Origin of the sequence: Candidatus Zymogenus saltonus (assembly GCA_016929395.1) — a bacterium.
Classification (GTDB): Bacteria; Desulfobacterota; Zymogenia; order Zymogenales; family Zymogenaceae; genus Zymogenus; species Zymogenus saltonus.
The window spans coordinates 17770-34150 of the sequence record JAFGIX010000032.1; the positions used below are offsets into that span (position 1 = coordinate 17770).

Here is a 16381-nt window from a genome sequence, read left to right on the forward strand (position 1 = left end):
GGATAAATGGAGGACGGTGGACTGAAGGCGGCGGCCGACCTCATGGCCTTGGCGGCGAGGACGGCGCCCAAGTCGCGGGGGGAAGATTATATCTTGGTAAAATCCATCGCCGGCAAAGAGATTGAGAAGCTCGCCGACGGGATGGAGAAGTTCGGCGAGAGGACAGGGAAGGGGAACTTCGACAGGGACGCGAAAGGCGTGAGGAATTCCCCGGTGGTGCTGTTGATCGGGATCAAAGACGCAAAGCCGTTGGGCCTGAACTGCGGGGCGTGCGGATACAACTCCTGCGGTGAGCTGATGAAGAAAAGGAAAGGTCCGGAGTTCAACGGACCCCACTGCGCATTCAGGCTACTCGATCTCGGGATCGCCCTCGGGTCGGCCGTGAAGACCGCATCGATCCTGAACGTCGACAACAGGATCATGTACAGGATAGGGACCGTGGCGAGGGACATCGGGATCGTTGACTGGGACTACATCATGGGGATACCGATGTCGGCCACGGGAAAGAACATATATTTTGACAGATAAGCTTAAAGGGGATATAGAGACCGTCGAAGGCCCTGCTGCGGAAAACAATCTTCATGGGGGTGAATTTTCTCGTGACGACTTGAGACGGAGGCCGATTTACCCGAGGATTAGGACGCAGAAAGGCAGAAAGGGGAGTAAGGGGAGGGGCTACAGGCTTAACATCGTCCTGTTTGTGCTGACGGTCATAACGACCCTATTCGCAGGGGCCTCTTTTTACGTAGGGTTGTGGGATATACTCAAGGAGCCGGCAAAGCTCTTGTTGGGCGTCCCCTTTTCGATCTCGATCTTGTCGATCCTTCTGGCGCACGAGATGGGACACTACATCACGTCGAGGAGAAACAGGGTGGATGTGTCGCTCCCCTATTTCATCCCCGCGCCGACCCTCTTCGGGACGCTCGGGGCGGTAATCAAGATGAGGTCCCCCATCGCGAAGAAGAACACGCTCTTTGACATCGGGGCCGCAGGCCCAATAGCGGGTCTTGTGGTCGCTATTCCCGTGGTTGTCCTGGGATTGGCGAAATCCAAATTCGTTGATATACCGGCGGGGGGAAGTGACGAGATCGGTTTGATTTTCGGAGACTCGATCCTCTTCTCGGTCATCTCAAAGGCCGTCCTCGGTAAGACGCCGGAGGGCCAATATATCTGGCTCCATCCGATAGGGTTTGCGGGGTGGGTCGGATTCCTCGTCACGGCGCTGAACCTGATGCCGATAGGCCAGCTCGACGGCGGGCACATAGCATACGCGGTCTTCGGAAGGCGCCAGAGGTACGTGGCGAGGGGTTTTCTCTTGGTCTTGATATTCATGGGGGTTGTGTTCTATCCGGGCTGGTTGATATGGGCGATCCTACTTATCCTGATAGGGATCGACCACCCGCCGATAATGGACGGGGATATCCCTCTGGACAAAAAGAGGGTGGCCGTGGGGATATTGACGTTTTTGATATTCATCTTGACCTTTATTCCTAATCCGGTCAGGATGGATATGTGAAATATTATGGTTTCCCGATCGAGCGGATCGGGTTGAAGTCCTTTTGGGGATCGGGACGATTACGACGAAATGAGATATTCAACCCACCTTTATGAAGGGTGCCGAATTACGAGTTGTGAGCTTTTTAAGGTTTTAGATAAAATTGATTTCGTATGAACGGAAGAAATCTGGAGGTAATATACAATATGTCTCAATATATTCATGACAGCGGGAATTTCGAGGGGGTCGGGGGACTTAAGATCTTTTTTCAATTCTTCAAACCTAAAAAGTATAATGGGGTCATAATTTACGCTCACGACAGTGGGGAGCACAGCGGTCGATACATCCACGTAATCGAGCATTTCATAGATAAGGGATTTTCCTTTTACGGTCTCGATCACAGGGGCAACGGAAGATCAGAGGGGAAGAGGGGACATATAAACGGCATGAGCGACTACGTGAATGACCTGTGGACGTTCATCAATATCGTGAGGAAACGGGAGAGCGATAAGAAGTACTTCCTGCTGGGCCACAGCATGGGGGGACTGATCGGCATCAATTTTGTGGAGGAGCATCCCGGTTTGTTGGACGGCGTTATCGTTACCTCGCTCCCCTTAAAGACAAAGACCGAGGTCTTGGGGCTGAGGGAGTTTATCGGCAGACAGCTGTCCGCGTTTTGGCCGAGATATTCCTTGTCAAACGAGTTCGATCCCATCTACCTTTCCCACGATAAAGACGTGATAAAAAAATATATGGAGGATAAACTCGTTCACAACAAGGTCACGGCCCGCTTTTTCACGGAGATGGTGTCGGCCATGAAGTCGGCGATGCAAAAGGCGGAGAATATTAAAACACCCTTTCTGATCCTGCACGCCGGAGATGACGAGATAGCCGATCCCGCGGGGAGCGTGGAGTTTTTCGAGAAGCTGGGGTCTTCGGACAAAAAGCTGATCGTCTACGACGGATTTTTCCACGAGATATTGAACGAGGCGGATAGGCAGCTTGTGTACAGGGACATCGAGAAGTGGCTCAAGCCGAGGGTGGATTAACAATTTAAGTTTAGTATTACAATGTCGCTTACTTAGTAATTGTCCGGGTAAGGTTATTTCTAATAGTCATGGTGGTTATAGCTTGAATAATAGCAAGCTCGATAATAGATGGAAAATGGGAATACAAAAAGATGCTGGCGAGTTGTTAATGCTTTGTTATGAAAGATACAGGGAAGGTAAAGAAACCAGCATAGAAGAATTTAAGAAAGTGTCTGGATGGGATGATGTAAGAATAAAAAATGCGGGAAGACATCTTTTTAAGACGGGATTGGTTTACGGTCCAACATCTGATCAAGGGGATTTTAAAATAGTAGAAGTACTCCCAGAAGGTATTAGAATTGTGGAAAACGAAGAAATATTTGAAAGTACTTTTGGAATAAAACTAAATTTAGGAGTGCTATCGTTCAGCTGGGATATTAGAAAGAAAAATAATTATAAGTCTATTCTAAATATTTAGAAGATATAATATATTTTAGGAGGTCTTATGAAATCTGATAGTTTTAAGTTCAAGGCGAAGGACGGAACGGAGCTCTTCGTCTACAGGTGGCTTCCCGATAAGGGAGAAAAGATAAAGGCGGCCGTACAGATAGCCCACGGCATGGCGGAGCAGGCCTCGAGGTACGAGCGATTTGCAAAGGCCCTCGTCAAAGAGGGATACGCCGTCTACGCGAAGGATCATCGGGGCCACGGGAAGACGGCGGGCGACCTCGAAAACGTCGGGTTTTTCGCGAAAGAGGACGGCTGGACGAAGGTCGTGGACGACATGCACGAGTTGACCAAGATCATCAAGAAGGAGAACCTGAAGCTCCCCGTCTTCCTCTTCGGGCACAGCATGGGATCGATGCTCGCAAGGCACTACATCTTCCTGTATGGAAAAGAGATCGACGGCGTCATAGTATCAGGAACGAGCGGAGACCCCGGGATACTCGGGAAGATAGGGGTTCTAATAGCGAAACGGGAGAAGAAGAAGAGGGGGGAGAAGTTCAGGAGCGAGCTCTTAACAAAGCTCTCTTTCGGCGAGTTCAACAAGCCCTTTAAGCCGAACCGGACCGAGTTCGATTGGTTGAGCAGGGACGAGGCCGAGGTCGACAAATACGTGAAAGATCCCTACTGCGGAGGGGTCTTCACGACCTCCTTTTTCTGCGACCTCCTTGCCGGTATAAATGCCATCCACGACGTGAAGAACGTCGAAAAGACTCCCAAAGACCTCCCGATGTTCATCTTCTCGGGCGGGAAAGATCCGGTCGGAAAGGGGGGCAAGGGGGTAAGGGCGGTCCACAAGATGTACGAGAAGATCGGCATGAAGGACCTTACCCTCAAGCTGTACCCGGACGCAAGACACGAGATGCTAAACGAGGTAAACAGGGAAGAGGTGTTCGCCGACGTCATAAACTGGCTGAACGACCACCTTTAATCCCTCTGTCGTTGGTTGATCGTAGTGATAGAATGTGGAGCGTCGGTCAAAATAGGTAGTTGACAACTTTTTTAAGTTACTACGCTGAGTCTTCTACCGGATTTGAGGGGGGGATGGGGGGAGTTTAAGTTTTTGGCGCTTTCGCCTAGAGTCTTCGATTGGGGCTTTACAGGCGTGCCGGCGTTTGACATTGTGCCGATGTGAGGGTCGATGGAAGAGCCTCTTGAGCCGCCCCATCTTCAATAGTCGACGGCAGGACAGACCTGGAGAGACCGGATAGATCGGATAGAAAATCTAATCGGGATATTTGCTGGGGTAGGCGGGTGCAGGGCGTCTCCCTGATTTACCGAGGGGGACATTGACGGAGTCCCCCCTCTTATAGAAAATGGCGGTCCCCCCTCTTATAGAAAATGGCAAGCCCCCCATTAACGGAAATGGCAGGCGCAGAGCCTTCCCCCCCCCTTGTCTTCGAGGGGGGGTTCTTCATTCCTGCACAGATCCTTTACCTCAGGGCAGCGGGTGTGAAAGCGGCACCCGTGAGGGGGAAAGACAGGGCTTGGGATATCCCCCGACAAAATTATCCTCTTCTTCTTTTTGCCCGCCTCGTCGACCTCGATCGTGGGAACGGCCGAGAACAGGGCCGCCGTGTAGGGGTGAAGGGGTTTTTCGTACATGGCGTTTTTTTCCGACATCTCCACTATCTTGCCGAGATACATGACGCAGACCCTGTCGCTGATGTATTTGACCACGGAAAGATCGTGGGAGATGAACAGATACGTGAGGTTGAAGTTCTCCTTTAGATCGCTCATCAGGTTCAGTATCTGGGATTGGATGGAGACATCGAGGGACGAGACCGGTTCGTCGGTGACGATAAGCTCCGGCCCCAGGGCGAGGGCCCTCGCTATCCCTATCCTCTGGCGCTGGCCGCCGGAGAACTCGTGGGGATAACGCCCCAGGTGTTCCTCCGAGAGCCCCACGAGCTCGAGGTATTCGGTCACCCTCTCGTTCACATCCGCCCTCGTGGCCAGGTTGTGAATCAGCATCCCCTCCCCGATAATGGAGGCCACGCTCTTTCTCGGGTTCAGCGAGGAATAGGGGTCCTGAAAGATGATCTGAAGCTTGAGCCTCATCTCCTTGAGCTCCCTGGCCGACAGCTCGGCCATGTCCCTCCCCTCGTAGAGGACGCTCCCGGAGGAGGGCCTCTCCAGCCTCAGGAGCACCCTCCCCAGGGTGCTCTTCCCGCAGCCGCTCTCCCCTACGAGTCCCAGCGTCTCCCCTCTGAAGATCGAAAGCGTAACGCCGTCGACCGCCTTGACGGAAAGGTCTTTCTTTTTCAAGAAGCCCTGGGTGACAGGGTAGTACTTCTTTATTGATTTAAGCTCTATCAGCTTTTCCATCTTTCGGCTTTTCCATCTTTCGGTATAACACCTCAACAATACAGCCAGCATCTGACCCTCGGCGAAGGGTATTCCCCCTTCATCTCCGGCTCTTCTTTCAAGCATATATCCATGACGTCCCGGCACCGGGGGCTGAACCTGCATCCGACGGGGAGGTCGGACAGCTTAGGGACGCTCCCGGGAATGGTAAAGAGTTTTTTCCCCCCCACGTTTCTGGATGGCAGGGATTTCAACAAGGCCCTTGTATATGGGTGAAGGGGATTCTTGAACAGGTCCGCGACGCTCGATTCCTCTACAATGGCCCCTGCGTACATCACCGATATGCGGTCGGCAACCTCGTGGACGACGCCGAGATCGTGGGTTATCAGGATCACGGACATCTCCATCTCCTCCTTTATTTTGTTGATGAGATCGAGGATGGAGGCCTGGATCGTTACATCGAGGGCGGTGGTCGGCTCGTCCGCTATCATAAGGTCGGGCGAAAGCGCCAGCGCCATGGCTATCATCACCCTCTGGCGCATCCCGCCGGAGAGCTGATGGGGATAGTCTCTGTAACGGCTCTCCGGCGAGGGGATCTCCACCTGTCTCAACATCTCAATGCTCCTCTCTTCAATCTCGTCCCTCGACATATCCCGGTGATATCGAAACACCTCCGCTATCTGCTCGCCTATCGTGTAGACCGGGTTCAGTGAGGTCATCGGCTCCTGGAAGATCATAGATATCTCGTCCCCCCTGATCTTTCGCATCTCCCTATCTTCAATGTTGAGTAGATCGCTCCCCTTAAAGCGAATCGAGCCGGATACGGTCTTGCCCGGAGGGGGAACAAGGCGCATAATGGAGAGCGCCGTCATGCTCTTTCCCGAGCCGCTCTCACCGACAAGCCCCAGCGTCTCCCTCTTCTTTACGGATAAATCGACGCCGTCCACGGCCCTTATCGTGCCCCGGTCCGTAAAGAAATGGGTCTTCAAATTTTCAACTTTTAGTATTTCACTCATATATTTCGTCCGTGTTGAGATTACTTTATAACAAAAAAAAAAGCGGTACAACAATATTTTTTTCTTGACATAAAATGCAAAAAAAGTAGAATTGGAGTGCTACGAATATCACAAAAGTGCTACTACTATTGGTAGAAAGTAGCATCATTTGGCAAGACAATATAACAATAGTGAGATACCATGAGCGATTTAGTAAGGTTCGGCGTTTCCCTTGAAAGGGGCCTCCTCAGTGATTTTGACAAGTATATAAATGAAAAGGGGTATCAGAACCGCTCTGAGGCGATCAGGGACCTGATCAGGGAAAAGCTTGTTGAGAAGGAATGGGAAGCTTCGGATGAAGGCTATAATGAGGGGAGGATGGCGGTCCTCACGATAGTCTATGATCACCATCAAGCCGATCTGACAAAAAACCTCACCGACATCCAGCACAAAAGTCACGGAGTCGTCTACTCGACGCTTCATATCCATATCGATCACGACAACTGCCTCGAGATATTGGTTCTGAAGGGTTCCGTGGAGAGTATAAAACAGTTAGGGGACAAGATCATCAGCACCAGGGGGGTGAGGCACGGGAAGATGATTTTCACCACAACCGGGAAGGGGCTAAAGTAGGGGGTGGCAGGCAATTTGTTTGGGGGGAGGGGGGTGTCGTCAATTAGTGGGGAGGGGGGGGGAAGGTTGGAATTGGGAATGTAAGGGATGGGGGGGATAGACAAAAAGGGGAGGTCGTTGATATCGAGTTGATTCTTCCCAAGTTTACAGCGGGTAAGGTTTTCGTATCCGATCGATGTCAATATAACTTGTAAATTAAAAATGGAGGTAACTGATGCACATTCCAGATGGATTTTTATCAACGGGGGTGGCTGCAGCATCCTACGGCGTTTCCGCCGTTACGGGGGCGATCGCCGTTAGAAACGCGAAGAAGAAATTCAGCGAGAGGTTGATCCCCTTGGCCGGGGTTACCGCGGCTTTCATCTTCGCCGCGCAGATGCTCAATTTCCCGATAGGATTCGGTACCAGCGGACATTTCCTGGGGGCCCTTTTGGCCTGTGTCCTTTTAGGCCCGTCGATGGGATTTTGGATAATGACCCTGGTTCTGCTCGTTCAGGCACTCTTGTTCGCCGACGGCGGAATCACCGCTCTGGGGGCGAACGTCCTCAATATGGGGCTGATCGGTGGTGTGATTAGCTACTACGTCTATATCGCGGCCGTGAAAATGCTTCCGAAGAATAAGGGATCGCTTTTTGTTATCACGTTTCTCGTGGCCTGGTTCTCGGTCCTCCTGGCCTCGGCCGTCTGCTCTCTGGAGCTGGCGGTTTCCGGGACTATACCGTTTAAGCTCGTTTTCCCGTCGATGGTGGGGTTCCACGCGATTATTGGCGTCGGGGAAGGTCTGATTACGGCCTCGGTTCTCACCTATGTCCTCGCGGCCAGGCCGGACCTTGTCTACGCGGTGTCGGATGACCTGAAGATAGAAGATATGGTAAAGGGGGTGGCTTAAAATGGCTGATAAAAAGAAAATGACCGTCATTGTAGTTCTATTCATCATTGCGATCGTTTTGGCATTTCTGCTGTCACCCATGGCCTCGGGTCACCCTGACGGCCTCGAAAAGGTGGCCGAGTTACTCGGATTTATCGACCTGGGCGAAGGAGCGGTTTGGAATAGCTCGCCGATGCCCGACTATACCCTTTTCGGCGACTCGGTGGTATCGGGAATGCTGGCGGGACTCGTCGGCACGGTCGTAATGTTCGGCCTCGGCTTCGGGTTGGCGGCCCTGTTGAAAAAGAAAAAGGAAGTGTAACGTAAACAGGGCTGACGACGGCTGCAGTTGAATAGAAGACGGCGGGATGGCGGAAGGCGGGACGGTGGATGGGGGGACGGCAAATTGTTGAATGTCAGGCAGTCGGATGTCGAACGGCAGTGCGTCGGATAGCGGAACAACAAACGGCGGGTACGGTGAGGCGGGGATGGAATTGTCAACGGTGAAACTGTCTGAGTCAAGTCAATGGGCAACGCAGATAAAAAAAAAGGGGAGGAATTAAAAATCTAAATTAATCCATCCTCGTAGTTGAGGGGCCTTGGTTTTCAAGTAAATCTTTTTGGTGGTCACGGTTATCTTCCTGCAATACTGGCGGTTGTTCGGCAGGGAGATAATCTGGCCACTTTTTTTATTGACTACCGGACTTGATTTGATCCTTTGATCGCGCAAATATTCGAGATTGTCGATGGTAGGAACTCGGAGGAAAAAGACCTGTTCATCTGTATTAATTTCTAAATTTCTATGTCAATAAACGGAACAAGGCATACAGATTATCATCCCTTCCACCCATTACCCCGTTATTGGCAAGCCCGCCCTTTGCCCTCTGCGTCACTCAGCCCGACCCTTTGCCTATATCATTATCAATTCCACCAATCCCCCCCGTCATCACCCGCCCCGCCCTTGGCCCCCAACATTATCAATTCTACCCTTTTCCCCCGATATTGTACGATCCACACCTTGTCCCCATTGTCATCCGCCCCGCCCCTTGACCACGATATTGTCCGCCCCACCTCTCGCAACCTTTGTGATTCGCCTCAACCGTTTACGCTTTTACCATCCCACCGTTGCCCCCATCATCATTCGCTTCACCCAGCCCCCCCAGATATTGGCCGACCCCCCGTTTGAGTCCCGAATCAAAGACTTTTCCCTACTCCCTTCCATTCCGTGAAAAATCGATGCAATTATAAGGGATAAATCCGCCGACCCCCCGTCTTAAAAAACTCGATGCCCTTACAAAGGAGCAATCCGCCGACCCCTTACTTCATATCTATACCGAGGATCTCAAATCCTTTTTCCTTCAACTCTTCGTAGGAATCCGCCCCGCCCTTTTGGACGAGCGTAATTCCCTCCATTCCGCTCTCGAAAATATCCGAGTGCATCCCCATTGCGGCCGTGAAGATAACGATCTTTTTGGGCTCGATATGTTTCAGTACCGCCGTGATAAAATCAATCCCCGACATCTCCGGAAGCACGAGATCGACTATCAAGAGGTCCGGTTTTTTCTCCTTGATCGATTTGAAGCCATGTTCGGCCCTATCGACCTTGACGACCTCTGCGATCTCTTCTTCAAAGAGGTCGCAGATCTGCTCCCGCGTAAGGCGTGAATCCTCGATGACAAGGACTTTCTTCTGAACCTTGGGCTTTTGCTTCCTTACCTTCTTTACAACGACCTTCTTTACAAACTTTGTCTTCTTTTTGGCCGCATTCTCCGCATCGTCCGAAATCGGTGTGACGTCCGAGTCGAACCCGAAGATAAACTCCTTTCCGCACTGGGAGCACTTTATGGGCCGGGTGCTGCTCTCGGAAATAATCTCCTCGAGATCGAGATAGATCTTTTTATTGCAATTTGGACATGCTGTCTCTACGAGACTCATTTACCGTCACCTTATTGTCTGTTATTACTATTATATTTGAAATCCCTGCTGTGTCAAGAAGATTAGTTTGTTGAATAACTGTGGTTTTTTTAAAAAAGAAAAATTTTCACCATTCCCATATCTCTGATTGACACTTCAAATTGTTTGTGATAAATCATCATGATATGGAAGGAGGTCCATGCAGATATTTAAAATCAATCCCGATAATCCTCAAAAGCGTTTGATCAAGCTCGTCGTCGAGAGCTTGGAGGACGGCGCCGTTATCGCCTATCCCACCGACACTATCTACGGTCTCGGATGCGATATTTACAACAAAGGGGCGTTGGAGCGGCTGTACAAGATAAAGGGAAAGGACCCCAACAAGCCGATGAGCTTTTTGTGCTCTGGGATCAAGGAGATCAGCGAATACGCTCAGGTGGGAAACCAGAACTTCAGGATTTTAAACAACCTCGTCCCGGGGCCGTACACGTTTATACTGGAGCCTTCAAGGACGGTTCCCAAATTGCTGCTCAACAAGAGAAAGCACGTTGGGATCAGGGTCCCGGACAATAATATTTGCAGGGCACTGACCGAGGAGCTCGGACGTCCCATCATTACCACGAGCGTGAGAAATCTGGAAAACGAGCTCTTCAACGACGCCGAGGATATTGCCGAGCGCTTCAAGGGTCAGGTCGATATTGTTATCGACGGCGGCAGGATAGTCCCCCATCACTCCACCATAATCGATCTTACGGGCATTGAGCCGCTCCTTATAAGGGAGGGGAAGGGGGATTCTTCGTTTTTAATGGAGGATTAACGGGCCTCTTTGATTGAGAGGGCCAATCTGTAAATTTTGAACGGCCGGAATGATTGGTTCGCTCCGCTTTTGAAAGCCCCTGATGAGGCGTGGACTTGCGGTTCTTCGGCGGCGGAAGGTTAGAAGCTTCATCAACGCAGCGACATCGTTTTTTTGTATTTATTATAAGGCCGTCTTTGAATACGGTCTGTTAAGGTAGTATATTTCAGGAGGTCTTATATGGGTAAAGAGATGAGCAAGGGCGAGATCGAGGCGCTGAAGCAGCAGACGCTCTCCGATTTTGCGAAGTACGTCAATCCCCAGAAGGCGCGGGTGCTCAAGAACGCCGGCCTCTCGGTAATCGAGGGTAAGCGGGAGGGGGCGTCGGTCTGGGACATCACCGGCGAAAAGTACATCGACTGCATAACGTCCGCCGGGTCGTTCAACGTGGGGAGGAGAAACCCGGAGGTTCTGGACGCCTTGAGAAAGGGGCTCGACGAATACGATCTGGGCGTTTTTCTCCTCTGCAGCAAGCCGAAGGCCGACCTGGCCAAGAGGCTCGCCGAGATAACTCCCGGAGACCTCCAGTACACCATGTACGGCTGCGGCGGCGGAGAGGCCAACGACTTCGCCATAAAGCTCGCCAGGGGATTTTCGATGAAGACCGAGATCATCTCGACGGTCAAGGCCTACCACGGCCACACCGGTTTTTCCCTGGCGGCCATAGGGAGGGACGAGTACAAGAAGCCCTTCTTCCCGATGGTCCCCGGGTTTTCCCAGGTCAAGTACAACGACCTCAAGGCGGTGGAGGAGGCGATAACCGAGGACACCGCGGCCGTGATGATAGAGCCGGTGCAGGGGGAGGGGGGTATCCACCCCGCTACGGACGAGTATATGAGGGGATTGAGAAAGCTCTGCGATGACACGGAAACCCTCCTCATCTTCGACGAGATACAGACCGGCTTCGGGAGAACCGGGAAGATGTTCTGCTGCGAGCACTCCGGCGTCGTCCCGGACATCATGACCGTGGCGAAATCTCTCGGCGGGGCCCTCTATCCGATCTCGGCCACGATATATAGGGAGGAGCTCAACGACTTCGTTGTAACGCATCCTTTCACCCATCTCTCAACCTTCGGCGGCTCCGACTTGGGGTGCATCGTTGGTCTTGCCGTAATCGATTTTCTGATCAAGAACAATATCCCGGAGCACGCCGCGAAGATGGGGGAGCGCTTCCAGAAGGGATTCGACGAGCTCCTGAAGAAATACCCGGAGCTCTTCAAGGAGGTCAGGAGAATGGGCCTCATGATGGGGCTCCAGTACACAAATGACAGCATCGGCCCCAGGATGAGTTACCAGCTGGCCTTAAACGGCGTGATGGCGATCTACACCGGAAACGAGCCTTCGGTGATGAGGCTCATGCCGACGCTCACGATTCAGCCGGAGGAGGTCGACTTCGTCGTCGAGGCCTTGGACAAATCGATGGCGGAAATCATGAAGCAGGGGGGGATCGAGGAGTATTGATATTTTGGACGCGAGTCTATTTTTCAAAGAGCGGTATTTAAAGGAAACAACCCTTATGGATAGAAAAGAAATTTAAGAGTTTTTTAAAGGAGATATTATGGCAACATCGGATGAAATCATGGAGGCCCTGCAGGACTTTACCGAGCAGTGCAACAACAACAAGCGTCTCAGGAGGATGCAGCGCGACTGGACGAAAAAGCTCCACTATGTGGCCGTCGATACCAAAGACACCTTCTCCATGGATGTCATCGAGGGGGAGATAGTCAAGACCGCAGCAGGCACCGAGGGGACGCCCGATATAATCGTCGAGGCGGACAGCGAGACGATGTGCGATATGTTCTGGGGCGACATCAATCCCACCCAGAAGTACCTCAAGGGTGAGATAAAGGTCAAGGGGACCCAAGAGGATGTCATGAGGATCGATGCCATCACGGCCGTCATATGGCCCGACGTTTAGGGCGGTTCTCAAGACGGGGGGGTTTGGGGAGGTAAAGGGTAAGGGGGATGGTAAGTGCGGTGTGAGACAATAGGGGTGGCAGCAGGTATGGAATTCCTGGTTTGTAATGTTCTACTGGAACAGATAAAGGGCGGAGGTTAAAAGATGTCTATAATCGACGAAATATTGGGCGAAAAGGACGTAGAGAAGATAAGAAAGGAGACGGAGGAGAACTATCGGGAGTACGTAAATCCCTTTGCGATGAGGATGCTCAAGAACGCGAGCCTCGATATCATCGAAGGCAAGCGCGAGGGCGCCTCGGTCTGGGATATATCGGGCGAGAAATATATAGACTGCGTCACGGGAGCCGGTATATTCAACGTGGGGAGGCACAACCCGGAGGTGGTGGAGGCTTTAAAAAAGGCGCTCGACACCTACGACATGGGGGGGTGGATAAGCATTGTGAGGGAGAGGGGTTTGTTGGCAAAAAAGCTCGCGGAGATCACCCCAGGCAACCTCAAATACTCCCTCTTCTGCTGCGGCGGGGGTGAGGCGATCGAGGTGGCCATAAAGCTCGCCCGGGGCCATACCGACAAGCCGGAGATAATCTGCATGAATAACGGATACCACGGGGTCACCGGATTTGCCCTTCCGGCCACCGGCCGGGACGTCTACAAGAAGCCCTTCGCGCCGCTGACTCCCGGCTACGTCCACGTCCAGTACAACGACCTCAAGGCGGTGGAGGAGGCGATCACCGAGGAGACCGCGGCCGTAATGCTTGAGCCTATACAGGGGGAGGGGGGGATAATCCCCGCCGATGATGAATATTTAAGGGGATTGAGAGAGCTCTGCGACAAGAACGATATGCTCCTCATCTTCGACGAGGTTCAGACCGCCTTCGGGCGCACCGGGAAGATGTTCTGCGCGGAGCACAGCGGTGTCACCCCCGACATCATGGTCATGGCAAAGGCGCTCTCCGGCGGGCTATATCCTATATCGGCCGCCATCTTCACCGAGGAGATAAGCGACTTTCTGATGACCCACCCCTTTATCATCATCAACTCCTTCGGTGGGACCTCGCTTGCGTGCCTCGTGTCGCTGGCCGCCATCGAATACCTCGAGAAGAACGACCTGCCGGCCCACGCCGAGAAGATGGGAAAGAGGTTCTTAAAGGGTCTCGCCACACTAAAGGATAAATACCCCGACCTGATACTGGACGTTCGGGGCAAGGGGCTGATGCTGGGGATAGAGTTTCCGGAAGACAGCATCGGGCCGAGGATGTCTTACCAGCTCAGGCACAACGGTGTAATCTCCATCTACACCTTCAACAACCCGAGGATAATCAGGATCATGCCGACCCTCGTGATAAAGGAGGAGGAGGTCGATTTTGTGCTTGACGCCTTCGACAAGTCCCTTGCGGAGATAGCGAAGCAGGAGGCGAAAAACAGTTAGAAGAAGATAAAGGTTAATCTCAAAATATCAAAGGGGGAATTTATATGGCTGTTTTGAAGAGGGCCGTTGGCCTGAGAACCGTGGTTTCAACCGGAGCGGGAATGGCGCTTGCCACCGTAACGTACATATCTTTCATCGAGCTCGCAAGTTACCTAACCGGCAATTCAGCATGGATAGCGATCCTCACGTCGGGAACCATGGCGGTACTTGCGGGTTCATGTTTCTGTGAGCTCAATTCCATGTACCCCACTGCGGCGGGATTAAAGCTCTACGTTGAAAAGGCCTTCAACGAGCGTATCGCAATTATAATAGCAGGCGTCTACGTCATGGGACAGATCGCCATCGTGGGCGCCGAAGTCTTTATACTCTCTCAGGTGCTGTCTGTGGGAATTACGATAATCCCCCCGGTAATCTGGGCGATAGCCTTTATGGCAATACTATTTTTCCTGAATTACAGGGGAATCAGGATTGCCGGAATGACCCAGGACATCATCGCCTACACGATGTTCGCGGGCCTGATCCTGATTTCCGTCTACGGTTTTTACAGGATAGATTTTCACATACCAAATCCGATCGCAATTGGGAGCCTGGACGGCTTCATTCAGGCGGTGGCGATAGGTATAAGCTCATACATCGCATTCGAGTGGGTCGTCACGATATCGGAGGAGGTAACCGACGTAAAGCTGGTGCCAAAGGGGATGATGATAGGACTCGGAATCTTGGCGATAGTCTACGCCCTCTTTTCGACTGCCATGACCTCGGTTCTCGGAAACGAGGGAATGGTATGGGCGTTAAGGCCGGACTTCCTGCCGGCCGACATTCCGGTGCTCTTATAGGTGATCAGTGCAGATGGGCTTCCGATTCCTCACGTCCTGTATGGGATGAAGCTTTTGGGTAAATTTGGTCTCTATTTCATGATAGGTATGTCGATTTTGGCATCACTGACATCCCTGAACGCCGGACTCCTGACCTTCTCAAGGTTTGTCTATGCCATGGCCAGGGACTGGTCCCTCCCCAGGCTGTTCGCAAAGCTCCACCCAAGATACGCCACACCCTGGGTTGCAATGGTTGTGGTAATGATCTACGGGGCGCTTATTATCACATATACATTCGCCACCCACTTTGTCCTTTCGATGATCTTCACAATCGTGGCGGTGGAGTGCATGATGTACGTTATCATGGCGGTCTCTGTTATACGTCTCAGGTTTAAGGACCCCGAAAGGGAAAGGAGCTTTAAGATCAAGGGGGGGATAGTCTTTCCGATAATCGTGATTGTCATCTACGGGATAGTGGGCTATTTTATCCTCTTCGGCCCGGTTAGCAACGCCGATGATTTACTGGAACAGAGGATCGCCCTCTATTTCATTATTTCCCTTATAGTCTTCAATTCGTTGTATGCCTTCTTGATCTGGCCGAAGCTCAGGGCGAAGTATCAGAAAATTGCGGATGCAAGGGTGCCGAGAAGAAGGAGGAGGCCATAGAAAAAGTGTAATATAATACATAGAAAAATTCTAGAGCAGGAACTGTTCTATTGTATGAGATCATCTAACCGTATTTTTTTTGCATATTTTGTTTGCGACCGTATTTTGTTTAATATTGCAATATTGCCGGAATATGGTTGAATTGGGTTGAATTGAAACAGATTGAATCGAAATACGGTTGATGTTATAGATGCATCTGAGTGTGGTAAGATATTAATACCTTTACTTTTCTATCTGATCCTTATCGGGAAAAAGGAGGACTTGTTATGCTTAAAGAGAATATTCCAAACTCAATGATGTACATCTCAATTCTGACCATGAAGGAAATCATGGGGGAAAACGGTATTAAGGCAGTGCTTAATCATGCCAATATTCCAAAATACATAGAACAGATACCGCCGAACAACGACAAGCTTGAGGTGCCCCTTTCCGATTTCTCCAAGCTGTTCGTAAGCATCCTTGACATCTTCGGAGAAAAAGGGGCCAGACCGCTTCTCTATAATCTCGGGAAGAGGAGTTTTCACGTTATACTGGAGGAGAATCCCAACCTCTTCGGTCTGGTGGGATTGGGATTGAAGCTCCTTTCTAAGAAGAAGCGCCTGGAAAAGTTCTTCTCGGTCGCGTCGGGCGAGACGAACAAGATCTTTGGCGAAAACCAGAGATACACTATAACTGACGAGGCTTTTGAATTCGAGATCTATGACTGCTTCTGGTGCAAAGGTCTCAAGACCGAGGGGCCGATCTGTTTTGCCGAGATCGGATGGAACGTCGAGGCGATTAAGTGGGCCACGGGAGGGGATGAGCACGAGGTGAAGGAGGTGATGTGCCGGGCCAAGGGGGATGATATCTGTAAAATCGTTATATCGCTTAATCCAAAAGAGGATTGATCAAGTGAAAGAGAGAATTGAAATAATATGAAGGGGGAATAGAAGTATATTGATTAAAACACCC

The 16381-nt window shown here is 51.4% G+C and carries 18 protein-coding genes; 15 read left to right on the forward strand and 3 right to left on the reverse strand.

Annotation, left to right across the window (positions count from 1 at the left end):
- Positions 1-6 precede the first annotated feature (6 nt).
- The 5 genes from JW984_06690 (at position 7) to JW984_06710 (ending at position 3958) form a co-directional block, all read left to right on the forward strand.
- Positions 7-528, forward strand: a complete 522-nt coding sequence (locus JW984_06690; protein MBN1572870.1) for a hypothetical protein — start codon at positions 7-9, stop codon at positions 526-528.
- Entirely contained in the window at positions 518-1516 is a 999-nt protein-coding gene (locus tag JW984_06695; protein ID MBN1572871.1) for a site-2 protease family protein, read from the forward strand. The genes JW984_06690 and JW984_06695 overlap by 11 nt, the downstream gene beginning before the upstream one ends.
- A gap of 185 nt (positions 1517-1701) precedes the next feature.
- Complete coding sequence (locus JW984_06700; protein MBN1572872.1) at positions 1702-2544, forward strand: lysophospholipase; 843 nt, start codon at positions 1702-1704, stop codon at positions 2542-2544.
- An 82-nt stretch (positions 2545-2626) separates the two neighbouring features.
- Complete coding sequence (locus JW984_06705) at positions 2627-3001, forward strand: hypothetical protein (protein MBN1572873.1); 375 nt, start codon at positions 2627-2629, stop codon at positions 2999-3001.
- A 27-nt stretch (positions 3002-3028) separates the two neighbouring features.
- Complete coding sequence (locus JW984_06710) at positions 3029-3958, forward strand: alpha/beta hydrolase (protein ID MBN1572874.1); 930 nt, start codon at positions 3029-3031, stop codon at positions 3956-3958.
- Between the two features lie 425 nt (positions 3959-4383).
- Here the strand turns inward: JW984_06710 and JW984_06715 are convergent, their stop codons facing one another.
- Together JW984_06715 and JW984_06720 are read right to left on the reverse strand one after the other, a co-directional pair.
- On the reverse strand, positions 4384-5355 hold the full coding sequence (locus JW984_06715; protein MBN1572875.1) for a dipeptide ABC transporter ATP-binding protein: 972 nt from the start codon (positions 5353-5355) through the stop codon (positions 4384-4386).
- Positions 5356-5387: 32 nt separating this feature from the next.
- A complete protein-coding gene (locus tag JW984_06720) occupies positions 5388-6350 on the reverse strand; it encodes an ABC transporter ATP-binding protein (GenBank protein MBN1572876.1) in 963 nt (320 codons plus the stop codon).
- A 180-nt stretch (positions 6351-6530) separates the two neighbouring features.
- Between JW984_06720 and nikR the strand changes: the two genes are divergently transcribed.
- The 3 genes from nikR (at position 6531) to JW984_06735 (ending at position 8152) form a co-directional block, all read left to right on the forward strand.
- Positions 6531-6962: a nickel-responsive transcriptional regulator NikR gene (gene nikR, locus JW984_06725; protein MBN1572877.1), complete on the forward strand. Its 432-nt coding sequence runs from the start codon at positions 6531-6533 to the stop codon at positions 6960-6962.
- Between the two features lie 214 nt (positions 6963-7176).
- Complete coding sequence (locus JW984_06730; protein ID MBN1572878.1) at positions 7177-7851, forward strand: energy-coupling factor ABC transporter permease; 675 nt, start codon at positions 7177-7179, stop codon at positions 7849-7851.
- Between the two features lie 19 nt (positions 7852-7870).
- Entirely contained in the window at positions 7871-8152 is a 282-nt protein-coding gene (locus JW984_06735) for a PDGLE domain-containing protein (protein ID MBN1572879.1), read from the forward strand.
- 995 nt (positions 8153-9147) lie between these two features.
- Here JW984_06735 and JW984_06740 read toward each other — a convergent pair.
- Positions 9148-9765 carry a response regulator gene (locus JW984_06740; GenBank protein MBN1572880.1) on the reverse strand — a complete coding sequence of 206 codons (618 nt, stop codon included), beginning with the start codon at positions 9763-9765 and terminating at the stop codon, positions 9148-9150.
- 178 nt (positions 9766-9943) lie between these two features.
- Between JW984_06740 and JW984_06745 the strand changes: the two genes are divergently transcribed.
- The 7 genes from JW984_06745 to JW984_06775 all read left to right on the forward strand — a co-directional run bounded on the left by JW984_06745 (position 9944) and on the right by JW984_06775 (position 16317).
- Positions 9944-10561, forward strand: coding sequence for a threonylcarbamoyl-AMP synthase (locus JW984_06745; GenBank protein MBN1572881.1), 618 nt, complete (start codon positions 9944-9946; stop codon positions 10559-10561).
- 219 nt (positions 10562-10780) lie between these two features.
- Positions 10781-12061 (forward strand): aspartate aminotransferase family protein, encoded by a 1281-nt coding sequence (locus JW984_06750; GenBank protein ID MBN1572882.1) that lies wholly within the window; start codon positions 10781-10783, stop codon positions 12059-12061.
- A gap of 97 nt (positions 12062-12158) precedes the next feature.
- On the forward strand, positions 12159-12518 hold the full coding sequence (locus JW984_06755) for an SCP2 sterol-binding domain-containing protein (protein MBN1572883.1): 360 nt from the start codon (positions 12159-12161) through the stop codon (positions 12516-12518).
- Between the two features lie 144 nt (positions 12519-12662).
- Positions 12663-13949: an aspartate aminotransferase family protein gene (locus tag JW984_06760; protein MBN1572884.1), complete on the forward strand. Its 1287-nt coding sequence runs from the start codon at positions 12663-12665 to the stop codon at positions 13947-13949.
- Between the two features lie 44 nt (positions 13950-13993).
- A complete protein-coding gene (locus JW984_06765) occupies positions 13994-14785 on the forward strand; it encodes an APC family permease (GenBank protein MBN1572885.1) in 792 nt (263 codons plus the stop codon).
- Entirely contained in the window at positions 14786-15430 is a 645-nt protein-coding gene (locus JW984_06770; protein MBN1572886.1) for an APC family permease, read from the forward strand.
- Positions 15431-15696: 266 nt separating this feature from the next.
- Positions 15697-16317, forward strand: a complete 621-nt coding sequence (locus JW984_06775; protein ID MBN1572887.1) for a 4-vinyl reductase — start codon at positions 15697-15699, stop codon at positions 16315-16317.
- Positions 16318-16381 lie beyond the last annotated feature (64 nt).

Bases quoted from the DNA above. Each gene is read 5' to 3' on its own strand.
- JW984_06690 (MBN1572870.1), top strand. From the start codon at position 7: ATGGAGGACGGTGGACTGAAGGCGGCGGCCGACCTCATGGCCTTGGCG.
- JW984_06700 (MBN1572872.1), top strand. From the start codon at position 1,702: ATGTCTCAATATATTCATGACAGCGGGAATTTCGAGGGGGTCGGGGGA.
- JW984_06710 (MBN1572874.1), top strand. From the start codon at position 3,029: ATGAAATCTGATAGTTTTAAGTTCAAGGCGAAGGACGGAACGGAGCTC.
- JW984_06715 (MBN1572875.1), bottom strand. From the start codon at position 5,355: ATGGAAAAGCTGATAGAGCTTAAATCAATAAAGAAGTACTACCCTGTC.
- JW984_06720 (MBN1572876.1), bottom strand. From the start codon at position 6,350: ATGAGTGAAATACTAAAAGTTGAAAATTTGAAGACCCATTTCTTTACG.
- nikR (MBN1572877.1), top strand. From the start codon at position 6,531: ATGAGCGATTTAGTAAGGTTCGGCGTTTCCCTTGAAAGGGGCCTCCTC.
- JW984_06730 (MBN1572878.1), top strand. From the start codon at position 7,177: ATGCACATTCCAGATGGATTTTTATCAACGGGGGTGGCTGCAGCATCC.
- JW984_06735 (MBN1572879.1), top strand. From the start codon at position 7,871: ATGACCGTCATTGTAGTTCTATTCATCATTGCGATCGTTTTGGCATTT.
- JW984_06740 (MBN1572880.1), bottom strand. From the start codon at position 9,765: ATGAGTCTCGTAGAGACAGCATGTCCAAATTGCAATAAAAAGATCTAT.
- JW984_06745 (MBN1572881.1), top strand. From the start codon at position 9,944: ATGCAGATATTTAAAATCAATCCCGATAATCCTCAAAAGCGTTTGATC.
- JW984_06750 (MBN1572882.1), top strand. From the start codon at position 10,781: ATGGGTAAAGAGATGAGCAAGGGCGAGATCGAGGCGCTGAAGCAGCAG.
- JW984_06755 (MBN1572883.1), top strand. From the start codon at position 12,159: ATGGCAACATCGGATGAAATCATGGAGGCCCTGCAGGACTTTACCGAG.
- JW984_06760 (MBN1572884.1), top strand. From the start codon at position 12,663: ATGTCTATAATCGACGAAATATTGGGCGAAAAGGACGTAGAGAAGATA.
- JW984_06765 (MBN1572885.1), top strand. From the start codon at position 13,994: ATGGCTGTTTTGAAGAGGGCCGTTGGCCTGAGAACCGTGGTTTCAACC.
- JW984_06775 (MBN1572887.1), top strand. From the start codon at position 15,697: ATGCTTAAAGAGAATATTCCAAACTCAATGATGTACATCTCAATTCTG.